Origin of the sequence: Barnesiella sp. WM24, assembly GCF_004570975.1 — a bacterium.
Lineage (GTDB): Bacteria > Bacteroidota > Bacteroidia > Bacteroidales > Muribaculaceae > Muribaculum.
The window spans coordinates 52,200-68,755 of sequence record NZ_SPPC01000008.1 but is presented as its reverse complement, the minus strand read 5'-3'; the positions used below and the strand labels follow the sequence as shown (position 1 = coordinate 68,755).

Here is a 16,556-nt window from a genome sequence, read left to right as displayed (position 1 = left end):
ATGCTTTTCCCCCAAAGCAATACTTACAGACAGATAGTTACAGGCACCAACCAATGCATTATTTAATGGATTCTCAAAAAATACAAAGGGATGTTGTAACTTTCCCCATATAAAAATCGTGCTATATTGTAGAAATTTATTACTTTTACACCAAATCCAAAACAGTTTAAGATTTTAAATAACAGCAAAAGAAAATATGGGCGGCAATATACTGACAGCCATACAGGCAATTGTAAACAGGTCTTCACTCAAAGTGGCTGAAAATCGGCAGGAAAATATCCAGAATAGAGCGAACCAGATGGGGGCTGCCCTTGAGGATTATGTAAAGGATGCCTTTGCAAACTGCTTAGGACAAGACTATCAATCTATTCGGCAGGCTCACAATGAAACATTTTCCTATATCGGCAACAATACAAATCCACCGGATGCAATTCTTACCAACAGTGATGCTATTGAAATAAAGAAAATAAAAACCATTGGCGCCGCTCAACTCCAATTGAACAGCAGCTATCCCAAAAACAAGCTTCGCCGTGACAATCCAAAGATATGTAAAGCATGCCGCGATTGCGAAGAAGACTGGGAAGAGAAAGACATGCTTTACGTTGTTGGAGCAGTAGAGAACGAAGAATTACAAGACATATTCTTTGTATATGGTGACTTGTATTGCGACACCCATGAAATCTATGAAAAAGTAGAGAATGCAATAAAGGATGGCATCAAATTGATTGAAGAAGTGACAGTTGCAGAAACCGGTGAACTTGCAAGAATCAACAAGGTCGACCACCTTGGGATATCAGATCTTAGGGTACGTGGCATGTGGCTAATTGATACTCCATTTCAACTTTTTAAAGATTTGACAAAAGAAATAAAAGGCTACACGTTCAAACTGACCGCATTGATTCCCAAGTACAAGTACGATGAATTTGAAAACACTGATGAGTTTGAAAAATTCTGCATGAAGAATAGGGTATCAATATCTGATCAAAAGATAGCAGATCCGAAGAATCCAGCCAAATACATAAACTCCAAGCTTATTGTATATTATTATTAATGAACCTAATTAGTTTATTTTCCGGAGCCGGCGGTCTTGACAAAGGTTTTCACAATGCAGGCTTCCGCACGATTGTAGCAAACGAGTTTGACCCTAAAATCTGCCCGACATTCAGGGTCAATTTCCCTGATACGCATCTAATCGAAGGTGACATCAGAAACGTAAGAGATAACGAGTTTCCCAAACATGTTACAGGTATTATAGGGGGACCTCCTTGCCAGTCATGGAGCGAGGCAGGCAGCCTTAAAGGGATAAAGGATGCGCGTGGACAGCTGTTTTACGAGTATATCAGGATCTTGAAAACTGTTCAACCATTATTCTTTGTCGCAGAGAATGTCTCGGGTATGTTGGCTAAACGTCATTCCGAAGCCGTCATAGGCTTTTTGCAACTTTTTGACGAAGCGGGATATGACGTCAACCTCAAGATGCTTAATGCCAATGACTTTGATGTACCTGAAGACCGCGACCGCGTTTTCTATATCGGATTCCGTAAAGATCTAAATATTCACAACTTCGAGTATCCAGTTCCATGCACACACAAACCGACACTACGTGAATGCATATGGGACTTAAAAGATAATGCTATTCCCGCCCTTGAAAAGAATCGGACAAACGGGAACAGATGTGCTGTTCCCAACCATGAATATTTCATAGGTTCTTACTCTCCGATATTCATGTCACGCAATAGAGTGAGGAGTTGGGATGAGCCTGGTTTTACCGTCCAGGCGAGCGGTCGCCAGTGTCAGCTTCATCCTCAGGCACCAAAAATGATTAAAGTTGAAAAAAATGAACAAATCTTTGTCCCGGGTAAGGAACATCTGTATCGACGAATGTCAGTACGTGAGGTAGCCAGGATACAGACATTCCCTGACGACCACATATTCCTCTATACTGACGTCAACATGGGATATAAGATGATAGGCAATGCCGTGCCGATAAACCTTGCCTATCATGTGGCAATGAGTATCCGTGGTGCGCTTGACAGAAGTGGCGTAAACTATCAAGACTGAGAGCGCGACTTAATAATCTAAGTATTGCCATCAAGGATACTTGTCAACATTTTTCTGTCTAAATCCATTCTTATGTTGGCAACTCTCCTTATCTTTGTAATAGAAGTAACCGTAACACTGCGTAATTCACACCATGAGCATAACAACGATAGACCACATACCACCCTCTTCGGAAATTGCGGCTTATATCGATGACATAGCCGTGATTGACTCCCTTGATGACATCAAGGGGATGAAACTGCCGGCAAAAATTGACTTTATCCTGTCAATATTATGTGAAGACGGCTCTCTTTCCATAGATTACGACTCCACGAGCCGGCAATTGACCGGGCGCATGCTTATGATACTCAAGCCCGGACACGTATTGCGCAGCTACAAAGCCTCCGAAAACTTCAAGGGGCATTTCATTGTCGTAAGCACTAAATTTTTCGGTGACTCAATATCGACATTCTCCAAGATGCTTCCTTGTTTCACCCTGTTTCGCGACAATCCCGTAATCACTCTTTCTGCTGAAGACGCGGCAAGCCAGATAGAGCTTCGCGCCCTGCTCAGGCGCAAGGCTTACAGCGCCGGACACCAATATCGCGACAAAGTCATTCGCTCGGTAATCGAGGCCATGTTTTACGAGACGCTGGGGCTTTACAGCTCTTACCACAGTATCGACGCGGCAGCGATGACACGCAGAAGAGACGCGCTGTTTTACAAATTCCTGCAAGAGGTAGAGGCTAACTGCACCAAAGAACGCTCGGTAGCCTATTATGCGGGAAAGTTGTGTGTGTCGCCCAAACACCTGTCAGCCACAGTAAAAGATGCCAGCGGAAGGACCGCCGGCGAATGGATAGACTCTTACGTGATTCTTGAGGCAAAGCTGTTATTACAGAACACCGGACTCACCATCCAGGAAGTAAGCACCAAACTGAACTTCCCCAACCAGTCATTTTTCGGCAAATATTTCAAGCATCTGACAGGAATGTCGCCCCGCGCTTTCCGCGCCGGCGCATCAGCAACATAGCAATTAATTGCATGAATACATTAATTATTGTAACTTTGCCGGCTGAAAATCAATTAACCCGATGTTTAGAATAAAGCGACTATATCTGTTCATGCTCCAGAGCTTCCTGCCTCTGTTCATGATGACATTCTTTATATGCCTCTTCATCGTGTTGATGCAATTTCTATGGCGCTACATCGACGACCTCGTAGGCAAGGGGCTTGAAATGAGCGTAATCGGAGAACTGTTTTTCTATGCGGCATTGACAATGGTGCCGCTTGCGCTACCTCTCGCCATACTTCTTGCATCGCTCATGACATTCGGCAATCTTGGCGAGCAATTTGAGCTTACCGCTATGAAAGCGTCCGGTGTGTCGCTCATCCGCTCCATGCGCCCGCTCATAGTCCTTATGGTATTTGTGGCAATCGGCGCGTTTTTCTTCCAGAACAATGTGCTGCCTATCGCGCAGACAAAGATGTGGACCCTGCTCTACTCCATGAGACAGAAATCGCCTGAACTTGACATACCGGAAGGCGTGTTTTACGACCAGATACCGGGTTTTAACCTTTTTGTGGAGAAAAAAGACCAGGAAACAGGAGTATTGCATAACCTGCTTATATACAACGTAAGCAAGGGTTCCGACAATGCCACCATAATATATGCCGACTCAGGTAAGATGTCAATGACCGACGACAAGTCTCACCTTTTCCTAAAGCTCTGGCAAGGGGAACAGTTTGAGAACCTGCGCGAGCAAAGCGGCATATCGTCAAACAATGTGCCTTATCGCCGCGAGTCATTTGACGACAAAGAGGTGTTAATCACATTTGACGCCAACTTTAACCGCATGGATGAAAGCGGCATGCGTAACCAGTATGTCGGGAAAAATATCAAGGAGCTGCAGGCTACTATCGACTCCGTAAACGCGCGTGTCGACAGTGTGGGCGACATCTATGGAAAGGCCTTGCGTGAAATACCATACCTCGGGATAAGCTACTACACTACCGTCCGCACCCCCAATGGCATGGAACGACGTCAGCAGACCGAAGTCTCGCTTGACCGCCCCGTAGACATCGATTCAATATTCCGCGGGACCAATCCTGCATTTGCAAAATCCTACATAAACCAGGCGCTATCAAAAGCGCGACGCGCAAAGCAGGACTACGAGTTCAAATCATTTGCGATGAACGATGACCGCACCACAATACGCCGCCACGGAATCGAGATGATGAAAAAATTCACCCTGTCAGTGGCGTGTCTTGTGTTTTTCTTCATTGGCGCCCCGCTTGGAGCCATCATCCGCAAAGGAGGTCTCGGCATGCCTCTCGTAATCTCGGTAATACTGTTTATCATATATTACATTATTGACAACTCCGGCTACAAGCTTGCACGCGACGGACATGTCGAAGTGTGGGAAGGAATATGGCTGTCGACATTCGTATTGCTACCGTTGGGTATATTTCTCACCTACAAGGCGGTTAACGACTCTGCAGTGTTCAACAAGGACGCTTACGTCAACTTCTTCAGAAAACTGTTTGGCAAAGGCGAGACCCGCAACCTGACAGTAAAAGAAGTCGTAATCGATGAAGTCGACATCACCACCGCCAAGGAAAAAATCACGGCGCTGTCAAAGATGTGCCGCGAGTTCATAGACCGTTATCCGGGAAGAGAATCTTATGTCAATTATTGGCTGAACGGCTATGACCGACGCGAGATACACTCCATAAACGCGATGCTTGAACAGACAGTCGACTACATGGCAAACTCGCGAAACCGCGTCGTCATATTGAAGCTGATGGAACTCCCCGTAATGAGAAGCCTGTGGTTTTATCACCCCACCGACTATAAAGCGATCGGATGGTCTTTCATCGCAATATTCCCCGTAGGAATCCCCATCTACCTCTGGGGCACCCGTTGCCAGCGCAAGCTGAAAGAGGAACTTGAGCATATTATCACTACCGACAACGAACTTATAGCCCTCTTGGAGGTTAACACTAATGACATTAACACCTAAATCACATATGGACAAAATAAGACTTGACTCAATCGAAGACGCATTAAAGGATTTTCGTGAAGGAAAATTTGTAATCGTGGTTGATGACGAAGACAGGGAAAACGAGGGCGACCTGATTGTAGCCGCCGAAAAAATCACTCCCGAGCAAGTGAACTTCATGCTGAAACATGCCAGAGGTGTGCTCTGTGTGCCGCTCACCATCTCACGCTGCGAAGAGCTTGAGCTGCCCCATCAGGTCGACAACAATACATCAATGCTCGGGACTCCGTTTACAGTCACCGTCGACAAGCTCGAAGGATGCTCCACCGGTGTCAGCATCGAAGACCGCGCTGCGACGATACGCGCCCTTGCCGACCCCGCTTCCAAGCCGGAGACATTCGGCAGACCGGGTCACATCAATCCACTCTATGCCCAGGATAAAGGAGTGTTAAGACGCGCCGGACACACTGAAGCCGCCGTCGACCTGTCACGCCTCGCAGGTCTATACCCTGCAGCCGCGCTTATGGAGATAATGAGCGACGACGGAACAATGGCACGCCTGCCCGAGCTGAGAAAGCTCGCCGACGAATGGGGCATGAAACTCATATCAATAAAAGACCTGATTGCCTACAGGCTCAAGCAGGAGTCGCTTGTCGAGAAGGGTGTCGAAGTCGACATGCCCACGGAATACGGGCATTTCCGTCTGATTCCGTTCCGTCAGAAAAGCAACGGGCTTGAACATATCGCTATCATCAAAGGCGACATCACTTCAAGCGACGAGCCGGTGCTCGTAAGAGTACACTCATCATGTGCGACAGGCGACATATTCGGCTCGCAACGCTGCGACTGCGGCGAGCAGCTCCACCGCGCCTTGCAGATGATTGAAAAAGAAGGACGAGGCGCAGTAATCTATCTGAACCAGGAAGGCAGAGGCATAGGACTGATGGAGAAGATGAAGGCCTACAAGCTTCAGGAAGGCGGCATGGACACTGTAGACGCCAACATCTGCCTCGGACACCTCGCCGACGAACGCGACTATGGAGTCGGAGCCCAGATATTGCGTGAAATAGGCATACGCAAGATGAGGCTCATGACCAACAATCCCGTAAAGCGTGTAGGGCTTGAGGCCTACGGGCTTGAAATCACTGACAATGTGCCCATCGAGGTGAAACCTAACGAATATAACCTCCGCTACATGCGCACAAAAAAAGAGCGTATGGGTCACGACCTGCACGACCTACACATGTAAGCATCCGACACGGAAACCGATATAACGCAGTCTCATGTCAAAACCATTGACATGAGACTGTCTTTTTAACCGGCAGGCTTACAAAAAATGACAAACTGACATTTACGCGCCCTCACATGACATCACAACATTTATTTCACATTATTATATTATAGCCGATGAACCTGCGCGCAGTCACTATTGTTGAGATATATAGTGCAAAGCGGCAGGGTGACATTTTGTCAACCGTCATGTCAGAAAAAGGATTTGGCACAAAATATGCTATATCGTATAACAGAAAATAAAACTAAATAACATAATCAAACTTTAAATAACAACAGTCATGAATATCAAACCACTTGCCGACCGAGTGCTCATCAAGCCCACTCCAGCAGAGGAAAAGACCCTTTCAGGTATCATAATCCCCGATTCAGCCAAGGAGAAACCGCTTCGCGGCACAGCAATCGCCGTAGGCAACGGCACCAAAGATGAAGAGATGGTAGTAAAGGTAAATGATGTAGTGATGTTTGGCAAATACGCCGGAACAGAGATTGAACTTGACGGCGAGAAACTTCTCATCATGCGTCAATCTGACATTTTGGCAATCGTTACTGAATAATTAAAAGCATAACATAACCATGGCAAAAGAAATTAAATTTGACATCAAGGCTCGTGAAGAGCTGAAAAAAGGCGTTGACGCTCTCGCTGACGCCGTGAAAGTCACTCTTGGTCCGAAAGGCCGCAACGTGATTATCGAGAAGAAATTCGGCGCACCCCATATCACAAAAGACGGTGTGTCGGTAGCACGCGAAGTTGAGCTTGAAGACCCCTTCCAGAACATGGGCGCACAGCTCGTGAAGGAAGTAGCCTCCAAGACCGGTGACGATGCCGGCGACGGTACTACTACAGCTACCGTGCTTGCACAGGCAATTGTCAACGTCGGTCTTAAAAACGTTGCTGCAGGTGCCAACCCCATGGATATCAAGCGAGGCATAGACAAGGCTGTCGCTGCTGTCGTAGAGAGCATCAAGTCGCAGGCTGAGGAAGTAGGCGACGACCTCAAGAAAATCGAGGACGTGGCACGTGTATCGGCCAACAACGATGCCGAAATCGGCAAGCTCATCGCTGAGGCAATGCGCAAGGTAAAGAAAGAAGGTGTAATCACGGTTGACGAGGCTAAGGGCACAGAGACCACAGTGGACATCGTGGAAGGCATGCAGTTTGACCGCGGTTATATCTCTCCCTATTTCGTTACAAACACCGAGAAGATGGAGTGTGAGATGGATCATCCTTACGTACTCATCTACGATAAGAAGATTTCATCACTCAAAGAGATGCTCCCCATCCTTGAGGCAACAGCCCAGAGCGGACGTCCGCTGCTTATCATCGCTGAAGACGTTGACCAGGAAGCACTTGCCACCCTTGTTGTCAACCGTCTGCGCGGCTCACTGAAAATCTGTGCGGTTAAGGCTCCCGGATTTGGCGACCGCCGCAAAGAAATGCTTGAAGACATCGCAGTGCTTACCGGCGGCGTTGTCATCTCTCAGGAGAAGGGCATGAACCTTGAGACCGCATCAATCGACATGCTCGGTCAGGCAGAAAAAATCACTGTCAACAAAGAAAATACCACTATCGTCAACGGTGCCGGCTCAAAAGAGGCTATCGCACAGCGTGTGGCTCAGATTAAGGCTCAGATCGAGACCTCAACCAGCGACTACGACAAAGAAAAGCTTCATGAGCGTCTTGCCAAGCTCGCAGGCGGAGTTGCCGTGCTTCACATCGGCGCTCCCTCTGAAGTAGAGATGAAAGAAAAGAAGGACCGCGTCGACGACGCTCTCAGCGCAACCCGTGCGGCTATCGCCGAGGGTATCGTGCCCGGAGGCGGTGTAGCCTACATCCGCGCAATCGCAAGCCTTGATGGCCTATGCGGTGACAATGACGACGAATGCACCGGTGTCGCAATCATCAAGCGTGCAATCGAAGAGCCGCTTCGCCAGATTGTAGCTAACGCAGGTCTTGAAGGCGCTGTCGTGATACAAAAAATCAAGGATGGCTCAGGCGACTACGGATATAACGCACGCACCGGCGAATATGAGCACCTGTTCCAGACAGGCGTCATCGACCCGGCAAAGGTAACCCGTGTAGCACTTGAAAACGCAGCTTCAATTGCCGGAATGTTCCTCACCACAGAGTGTGTGATCGCCGACAAGAAAGAAGACAATCCCGCTCCCGCAATGCCCGCTCCGGGTATGGGAGGCATGGGCGGCATGATGTAAGCCGACACTGCTTAACATAAATGAGAAGGTCATTTCTGAATCAAGAAATGACCTTTTCTTCTTTTTTATAGCTATCTTTGCAATAGTAATTCATTTTCACTACGACATGGACCTACAACCCAAACAGCAGATTGAGCGGCTGCGTGACGAGCTGAATCGCCACAACTATAATTATTATGTGCTTAACTCGCCCGAGATTTCCGACCGCGACTTTGACATGATGATGAAGGAGCTCGAACAACTTGAGAAAGAGCATCCCGAATATGCCGACCCTCTGTCTCCGACCCAACGTGTCGGAAGCGACATCAACAAGGCGTTTACACAGCATCTTCACCAACGCCCCATGCTGTCGCTCGGCAACACTTACTCTATCGAAGAGGTCGATGAATTTGTGACGCGTACACGTGACGCGCTCATGGGACAGGATTTCACAATAGTAGGCGAGATGAAATATGACGGCACGTCCATCTCGCTCACCTATGAGCATGGCAGGCTCGTAAGAGCTGTAACACGCGGCGACGGTGAACGCGGGGATGTAGTGACCGACAATGTAAAGACAATAAAAAGCGTGCCCCTCACGCTTCAGGGGTCAGGATGGCCTGAGGAATTTGAGATACGCGGCGAGATTGTGTTGCCCTGGAAAGAATTTGACAGGCTGAACGCAGAACGCGAGTTTAATGAAGAGCCTCTTTTTGCCAATCCGCGCAACGCCGCGTCAGGCACATTAAAGATGCAGAATTCAGCCGAGGTGGCTCGCCGCGGACTTGACGCCGTGTTCTACTATCTGCTTGGCGACAACCTGCCTGCCGACAATCATTATGACAACATGATTGCGGCGAAAGAATGGGGATTCAAGGTCGCGCCTGTCATGTCCAAGCTTCACGGCATCGACGAGGTGGACCGATTTATCAACCATTGGGACACGGCACGAAAAGAATTGCCGGTTGCCACCGACGGTCTCGTGTTCAAGGTCAACGACCTGCGCCAGCAGCTTAACCTCGGTTACACGGCAAAGTCGCCCAGATGGGCGATAGCCTACAAATTTCAGGCTGAACGAGCGCTCACCCGATTGCAATCAGTGTCATTTGAGGTAGGCAGAATGGGCATAGTCACCCCCGTAGCCAATCTGGATCCGGTGCTTCTATCAGGGACAATCGTAAAACGCGCGTCACTTCACAACGAGGGTATCATAAGGTCGCTTGACATTCATGACCATGACATGCTGTATGTCGAAAAGGGTGGCGAAATCATCCCCAAGGTGACAGGAATCGATGTATCGGCACGACAGCCCGATGCAAACCCGATACAGTTTGTCACCCGCTGCCCGGTGTGTGACACCCCGCTTGTAAGAATCGAAGGAGAAGCGGCGTGGATGTGTCCCGACAAGGAGGGATGCGCGCCTCAGATATGTGGACGCCTGGAGCATTTCGTAGGGCGCCGCATGATGAATATCGAAGGTATCGGTGAAGAGATGGCTGTAATCCTTTACCGCAACGGATGGGTGAAGACACCCGCCGACCTGTACACCCTGAGCCGACACTCAAGAGACATGATGCTGCTTCCGGGAATGGGACCACGCACTGTCGAACGAATACTCGACGGCATCGAGGCGTCGAAGTCAGTGCCGTTTGAGCGCGTTGTATATGCCCTTTCAATACCCTATGTAGGAGAGACCGTGGCAAAAAAATTGGCACGCGCGGTGCGCGACATTGACTCGCTCATGAATGCCGATACCGAATCGCTGACCTTGATTGATGACATCGGGCCCCGCATAGCTGAAAGCATAATCACTTATTTCAGCAATCCCGACAACCGCGAAATGGTAGAGCAGCTGCGTGCTGCCGGAGTGCAGATGTCACTTCCCGAAGAAGATGAGTCATCGCGCACCGACCTGCTCAAAGGAAAGTCAATCGTAATAAGCGGAACATTCTCCCATCATTCCCGGGATGAATATAAAGAGATAATCGAACGAAACGGCGGCAAAAACGTAAGCGGCATCTCAAAGAAGACCGATTTTGTATTTGCCGGAGAAAACATGGGTCCGTCCAAGCTTGAAAAAGCACGCACCCTCGGCATTCCTATCATCAATGAAGAAGAATTTCTAAAAATGATTAATCAATAAATCATCCCAGACACCAACTTTAGACACTCTAAAAAATTATGACACCTGAAGAAAGACTCAAGATAGAAGAACGGGCTGTAACGCTGCTCAAGACAGTATATGACCCCGAAATACCCGTAGACATATATAATCTCGGACTTATTTACAAGATTGACCTCGATGATGAAGGCAACCTTACAGTCGACATGACCCTGACTGCGCCTAACTGTCCGGCCGCCGACTTTCTTGTAGAAGACTCGCGCATAAAGCTGGAAAGCATAGAAGGAGTGAAGAGCGTGACCATAAACATAGTCTTTGAACCGGAATGGAACAAAGACATGATGAGTGAAGAAGCGAAACTGGATCTTGGATTTCTATGACACTCCCATGAGCAGCCGCAAATATACATACTTTATTTCCGACCTGCATCTTGGAGCCACTTATCTGGATCACCCTCACGACTACGAAAAACGCGTCGTGGAATGGCTCAAATCCATAAAAGACGATGCCAAGGAACTTTACATGCTCGGTGACATACTTGACTATTGGTTTGAGTACAAGACTGTGGTCCCGCGCGGATATGTAAGGTTTTTCGGCGCTCTTGCATCGCTTGCCGACGCCGGAGTAAAAATCTATTGGTTTATCGGCAACCATGACATATGGCTCTTTGACTATCTCCGCGACGAGATAGGGGTGACTGTAATCGACGGATATCTTGTAAAGGAGGTTGAAGGCAAAAAATTCTTCCTGTCCCACGGTGACGGCGTAGGGAAGCTAAAACCATCGTTCCGCTTAATGCGCTCAATTTTCCGCAACAGGACATGTCAGAAGCTGTACAGCGCAATCCATCCCCGCTGGACCATACCGTTTGCACTCCGGTGGTCATGCTCAAGCCGCAACTTCTCAGCCGAGATACCGGTCGTAAAGGATCCTGACGAAGAGTCGCTCGTCAGGTTTGCCAGGGAATATGCCGCAGTACACAGTGACATTGATTATTTTGTATTCGGTCACCGTCATGTACTGCTTGACTACAATATTTCAAATCATTGTCACGTTATCATATTGGGCGACTGGATTCACCACTTCTCGTTTGCACGATTTAACGGAGAGTCCATGGAGATATACAGATATGTACAAGAATTTAATAAAATAGTACATATTTAGAAAATTTCAAAGATTTAAATATCTGTTAACATTAGTAACAAACCATTATGATACAGATATTTACACCATCAAAGCCGAATAACCGGCAATGCTATTCGCCAAAAGCATGTTGCTAAACATGTTTTTTTGCTTGGTTAACTCAAAAAAAAGGGTGACCTTTGTACCACAAACCTAAAACAATCTTTTTTACCTTAGAAATTGTACCTATTGGAAACCCATAAAAAGGAGCTTAAGTGATTAAGCTCCTTTTTATTTTTGCTTAAACCGCGAGTATTGAGTAATTTTGTAAACATGACTGAGACAACGATATATTGCATAATAGTCGCAGCCGGAACCGGTACACGGTTTGGCTCCGACCTTCCCAAGCAGTTCTGCGACATGAACGGCAAACCGGTTCTCATGCACACAATCGACGGATTAAGAAAAGCATGCAGAAATGTTAAAATAGTATTAGTCTTAAACAAGGCGCATATTGACTTCTGGCACGAACTGTGTGCCGGTCATGATTTCATTTCACCGACTGAAGTCACCGGAGGCGGCACACGTTGGGAATCAGTCAAAAACGCGCTTTCCACAATCACGATTCCGGAAAGCGGCAAAAGCATAATAATGGTACATGACGGAGCCCGTCCGGTCGTGGACAGCCAACTTGTAGCACGCATTATCGAAGCGGCAAGACAATCGACCGGGGTAATCCCGGTAGTCCCGGTGAGTGATTCGCTGAGACACCTCAGTCCCGACGGAAGCTCGACTCCGGTTGACCGCAGCGAATTTCGCGCAGTCCAGACCCCGCAGGCATTTGACGGCAAATTGCTGCTTGACGCCTACAGCCTGCCCTACCGTCACGACTTTACTGACGACGCATCGGTCATGGCAGCAGCCGGTCATGACGACATAACACTCGTAGACGGAGACCCCCACAATATAAAAATCACGCTCCCCGACGACATTAAAATCGCGTCGCTTTATATCGAGAAATGAACCGCCTGCGTAGTCTTGACATAAAATTTCTGCGTGGAATCGGTCCGAAACGTGCCGAACTGCTGAACAAGCAGCTTGGCATATCGTCATATCGCGACCTTCTCTACCATTTCCCTCACCGGTATGTCGACCGCTCCACCTTTTATAAAATCTCTCAGTTTGAAGGCGACATGCCGGCAATACAGGTCAAAGGGAGATTCCTTGCATTTGCTATTCACGGCGAGGGTGCCAAAACAAGGCTTGTAGGGGTGTTTACCGACGGGACGACCACGATGGAAGTCGTGTGGTTCCGCAAGGTAAAACAGCTAAAAGACAGCTATCACACCGGCAACCAGTACATACTTTTCGGTAAACCGGAAAGCTTTAACGGCAAATGGAGCATGGTGCATCCTGAAGTAGACATGCCCGACTCAGCGGGTGCCGCCCAGGGATTGCGCGGGATATACCCTCTCACCGACACACTCCGCAACCAGGGCATAGCCACAAGGCAGATTTTCACATGGGTACAGACTGCCCTTGCCGCAGCGCCCCACATGACGGAAACGCTGCCCGACCACATCATAAGGAAGCTGAGACTCATGCCACTGCGTGACGCCCTGGTCAACATACATAATCCGAAGTCAATCGACGCGCTGAACGCGGCAAAGCTCAGGCTTAAATTTGAAGAGCTGTTTTATCTTCAGCTCAACATCCAGCGCTATTCACGCCAACGCAACATGGCGCTTGCCGGATTCCGCTTTTCAAGGATCGGCGATTACTTCAACCGGTTCTATTTTGAGCGCCTGCCCTTTGAGCTTACAGGCGCCCAAAAACGCGTGATAAAGGAGATTCGCGCCGATATTGCCACAGGGAGGCAGATGAACCGCCTTCTACAGGGAGATGTCGGCAGCGGCAAAACGCTTGTGGCACTACTCTGCATGCTGATTGCACTTGACAACGACACCCAGGCATGCCTGATGGCGCCTACTGAAATCCTTGCCACTCAGCATTTCGAGACTATATACAAGCTTGCCGCACCTCTCGGAATCAACATCAAACTGCTTACCGGGTCGACCGGCAAAGCCGAGCGCGACATTATTCACCGACAGCTCCATGACGGGTCACTGCACATATTAATCGGCACCCATGCTGTGATTGAGGACAATGTGCAGTTCAAAAATCTCGGATTTGTAGTGATTGACGAGCAACACCGCTTCGGTGTCGCCCAACGCGCGAGACTATGGTCAAAAAACCGCATAGCCCCTCATGTCCTTGTCATGACAGCGACCCCTATCCCCCGCACTCTCGCCATGACCATCTACGGCGACTTGAGCGTATCGGTCATCGACGAGCTTCCTCCCGGAAGAAAACCGGTCACTACATTATTACGGTATGACGACAACCGCATGAGCGTCTATCAGGCAATCGGCAGGCAACTTAAAGAAGGACGGCAGGCATACATCGTATATCCGCTTATCAAGGAGAACGAGAAACTTGACCTGCGCTGTCTTGAAGAAGGTTACGAACTTGTCAGGGAAACTTTTCCGCAATACAAGGTATGTTATGTACACGGAAAGATGAAACCGGCGGAAAAAGACCACCAGATGACACTGTTTGCATCAGGACAAGCCCATATAATGGTAGCCACGACTGTAATAGAAGTCGGGGTAAATGTGCCAAACGCCACAGTGATGCTTATCGAGAATGCTGAGCGTTTCGGGCTTTCGCAGCTCCATCAGCTCAGAGGACGTGTTGGCAGAGGAGCCGACAAAAGCTACTGTATACTGATGTCTCATCATAAAATAGCCAAAGAAACGCGACGGCGCCTCGAGATAATGACATCGACGACCGACGGATTTGTCATAGCTGAAGCCGACCTCAAAATGAGAGGCCCGGGCGACATTGAGGGCACAATGCAAAGCGGAATGCCTATCGAACTGAATATTGCAAATCTTGCCACCGACGGTCAGATTGTACAGCTCGCGCGTGACACCGCCATCGAGGTTCTTGACACCGACCCGGAGCTGAAAGCACCTGAAAACACAGTTTTACGCAACGAACTCGCCATGTCGGGCAACAACCGTGTTGACTGGTCGCGCATAAGCTAACAGCCTCACACAACATATTTTAACATTATTACAGGTCGAGAAACAGGCACGACAACAAGGAAGTTTGAAAACATGTTGTAAAACATATTTCTATAAAACATCTGATTAACAGTGTTTTATCTCGACATTTTAATTTCTGTTGATATTTTTTGCACTTTTTGTCTTGACAATGTATTCAACCCAAGCGGAAAATTTCTTATATTTGAAGTACAGACGTAAGAAAAGGTTAAAATATCAAAACTGACATGGAGCAAACTTTAGTAATACTCAAGCCCTCTGCCATACATCGTGGACTGACCGGTAAAATCATCGGTAGATTTCAGGACAAGGGACTCATCATCACAGGAATGAAGATGATGCAACTTGACGAGACAATACTTCGCGAGCATTATGCTCACTTGGTAGAAAAACCTTTTTTCCCATTTATCCTGGACTCCATGATGGCGACTCCCGTCATTGTAATGTGTCTTAAAGGCATCGATGCCGTAGAGACCGTAAGACTAATGACCGGAGCCACAAACGGAAGGAAAGCTCTCCCCGGCACAATCAGAGGAGACTTCTCCATGAGCGGGCAAGAGAATATCGTGCATGCCTCCGACAGCGTTGAGAGTGCTAAAATCGAATTAAACAGATTCTTCAAGCCGGAAGAAATATTTGATTACACTCCATCTGATTTGAGCTTTTTCTACTCGCCTGACGCCAATTAATTGAAAAAACAGACCGATGCAATTTAATATCAAAAAATTTACCGCCGCGACGGCATTAGCTTTAGCAACTGTACTTTCGGTATCGGCACAAACCAATTTCAACCGCCGACCCGCACAGCACAACGCCGAGCACCAGGATTTGCTCGCGTACCAGACAAACATCGACGAACAGATCAAGCTGAAAGAAACGCTTGATTACATGGACAATATCTTCAATGAAGAAGAAGAGCCCGAAATGGACATCTACACCGAAGGATGGGACAGCGGAACCGTCAATCCCTACCGCAGCTCAGATGTTCCGGAGACAAAAAAGATAGATGTAAGTAATTTTGCCATGCCTACCAACGGCTACGTGACATCACCCTACGGATATCGTCCGAGGTTCCGCCGTATGCACAAAGGAATCGACCTCAAAGTGCAGATAGGCGACACGATACGTGCTGCATTTGACGGAAAGGTGAGACTCACCAAATTTGAGCGCAAAGGTTACGGATATTATGTAATCGTTCGCCACGAAAACGGGCTTGAGACCGTGTACGGTCACTTGTCAAAATTCCTTGTAAAGCCCGATGAATATGTAAAGGCAGGTGATCCTATCGCACTCGGCGGCAACACCGGACGTTCGACCGGACCCCATCTCCACTTCGAGACACGCTATATGGGATATGCGATAAATCCCGCAGCAATTTTCGACTTTGCCAACCAGACAACTCATACTGACGAGTTTACATTCAACAAGAGTACCTACCAGAACTCTCGCGACTACTCGCCAAAGAAGAAATCCACAAAAGCAGTTGCCTCTTCAAGCAAATCGGGAAATTCGTCAACTGTCAGAATAAAGAAGGGCGACACGCTTTCTAAAATAGCAAAAGCCAACGGCACTACAGTCGACAAGCTGTGCAAGCTCAACGGCATAAGCCGCACAACAACCCTTACAGCCGGCAAACCCTTGAAAGTAAGATAAAACAAT

General features: G+C 48.0%; 14 protein-coding genes. All 14 read left to right on the top strand.

From position 1 onward, the window contains the following. Positions 1–196 precede the first annotated feature (196 nt). The 14 genes from E4T81_RS09880 to E4T81_RS09815 all read left to right on the top strand — a co-directional run bounded on the left by E4T81_RS09880 (position 197) and on the right by E4T81_RS09815 (position 16,550). Positions 197–1,051: an NgoPII family restriction endonuclease gene (locus E4T81_RS09880; protein WP_135044073.1), complete on the top strand. Its 855-nt coding sequence runs from the start codon at positions 197–199 to the stop codon at positions 1,049–1,051. Then, positions 1,051–2,061: a DNA cytosine methyltransferase gene (locus tag E4T81_RS09875; protein WP_135044071.1), complete on the top strand. Its 1,011-nt coding sequence runs from the start codon at positions 1,051–1,053 to the stop codon at positions 2,059–2,061. Before E4T81_RS09880 ends, E4T81_RS09875 begins: the two co-directional genes overlap by 1 nt. Positions 2,062–2,194: 133 nt before the next feature. Beyond that, the gene (locus tag E4T81_RS09870) at positions 2,195–3,073 is read left to right on the top strand and encodes a helix-turn-helix domain-containing protein (protein ID WP_135044070.1); all 879 of its coding nucleotides are present in this window, start codon (positions 2,195–2,197) and stop codon (positions 3,071–3,073) included. A 61-nt stretch (positions 3,074–3,134) separates the two neighbouring features. Continuing rightward, entirely contained in the window at positions 3,135–5,063 is a 1,929-nt protein-coding gene (locus tag E4T81_RS09865; RefSeq protein ID WP_209308181.1) for an LptF/LptG family permease, read from the top strand. A 7-nt stretch (positions 5,064–5,070) separates the two neighbouring features. Continuing rightward, positions 5,071–6,291, top strand: coding sequence for a bifunctional 3,4-dihydroxy-2-butanone-4-phosphate synthase/GTP cyclohydrolase II (locus E4T81_RS09860; protein ID WP_135044068.1), 1,221 nt, complete (start codon positions 5,071–5,073; stop codon positions 6,289–6,291). Positions 6,292–6,613: 322 nt separating this feature from the next. Further along, complete coding sequence (locus E4T81_RS09855) at positions 6,614–6,889, top strand: co-chaperone GroES (protein WP_135044066.1); 276 nt, start codon at positions 6,614–6,616, stop codon at positions 6,887–6,889. A gap of 19 nt (positions 6,890–6,908) precedes the next feature. Further along, positions 6,909–8,546: a chaperonin GroEL gene (gene groL / locus E4T81_RS09850; RefSeq protein ID WP_135044064.1), complete on the top strand. Its 1,638-nt coding sequence runs from the start codon at positions 6,909–6,911 to the stop codon at positions 8,544–8,546. Positions 8,547–8,652: 106 nt separating this feature from the next. Next, the gene (gene ligA / locus E4T81_RS09845) at positions 8,653–10,668 is read left to right on the top strand and encodes an NAD-dependent DNA ligase LigA (protein ID WP_135044062.1); all 2,016 of its coding nucleotides are present in this window, start codon (positions 8,653–8,655) and stop codon (positions 10,666–10,668) included. Between the two features lie 38 nt (positions 10,669–10,706). Next, positions 10,707–11,027 carry a metal-sulfur cluster assembly factor gene (locus E4T81_RS09840; RefSeq protein WP_135044060.1) on the top strand — a complete coding sequence of 107 codons (321 nt, stop codon included), beginning with the start codon at positions 10,707–10,709 and terminating at the stop codon, positions 11,025–11,027. Continuing rightward, the gene (locus E4T81_RS09835; protein WP_245207053.1) at positions 10,993–11,811 is read left to right on the top strand and encodes a UDP-2,3-diacylglucosamine diphosphatase; all 819 of its coding nucleotides are present in this window, start codon (positions 10,993–10,995) and stop codon (positions 11,809–11,811) included. The genes E4T81_RS09840 and E4T81_RS09835 overlap by 35 nt, the downstream gene beginning before the upstream one ends. A gap of 291 nt (positions 11,812–12,102) precedes the next feature. After that, on the top strand, positions 12,103–12,792 hold the full coding sequence (gene ispD, locus E4T81_RS09830) for a 2-C-methyl-D-erythritol 4-phosphate cytidylyltransferase (RefSeq protein WP_135044058.1): 690 nt from the start codon (positions 12,103–12,105) through the stop codon (positions 12,790–12,792). Then, the gene (gene recG / locus E4T81_RS09825; RefSeq protein ID WP_135044056.1) at positions 12,789–14,879 is read left to right on the top strand and encodes an ATP-dependent DNA helicase RecG; all 2,091 of its coding nucleotides are present in this window, start codon (positions 12,789–12,791) and stop codon (positions 14,877–14,879) included. Before ispD ends, recG begins: the two co-directional genes overlap by 4 nt. A 245-nt stretch (positions 14,880–15,124) precedes the next feature. Then, positions 15,125–15,586 (top strand): nucleoside-diphosphate kinase, encoded by a 462-nt coding sequence (ndk, locus tag E4T81_RS09820; RefSeq protein ID WP_135044054.1) that lies wholly within the window; start codon positions 15,125–15,127, stop codon positions 15,584–15,586. Positions 15,587–15,602: 16 nt separating this feature from the next. Beyond that, positions 15,603–16,550 carry a peptidoglycan DD-metalloendopeptidase family protein gene (locus tag E4T81_RS09815; RefSeq protein ID WP_135044052.1) on the top strand — a complete coding sequence of 316 codons (948 nt, stop codon included), beginning with the start codon at positions 15,603–15,605 and terminating at the stop codon, positions 16,548–16,550. The last annotated feature ends 6 nt before the right edge of the window (positions 16,551–16,556 follow it).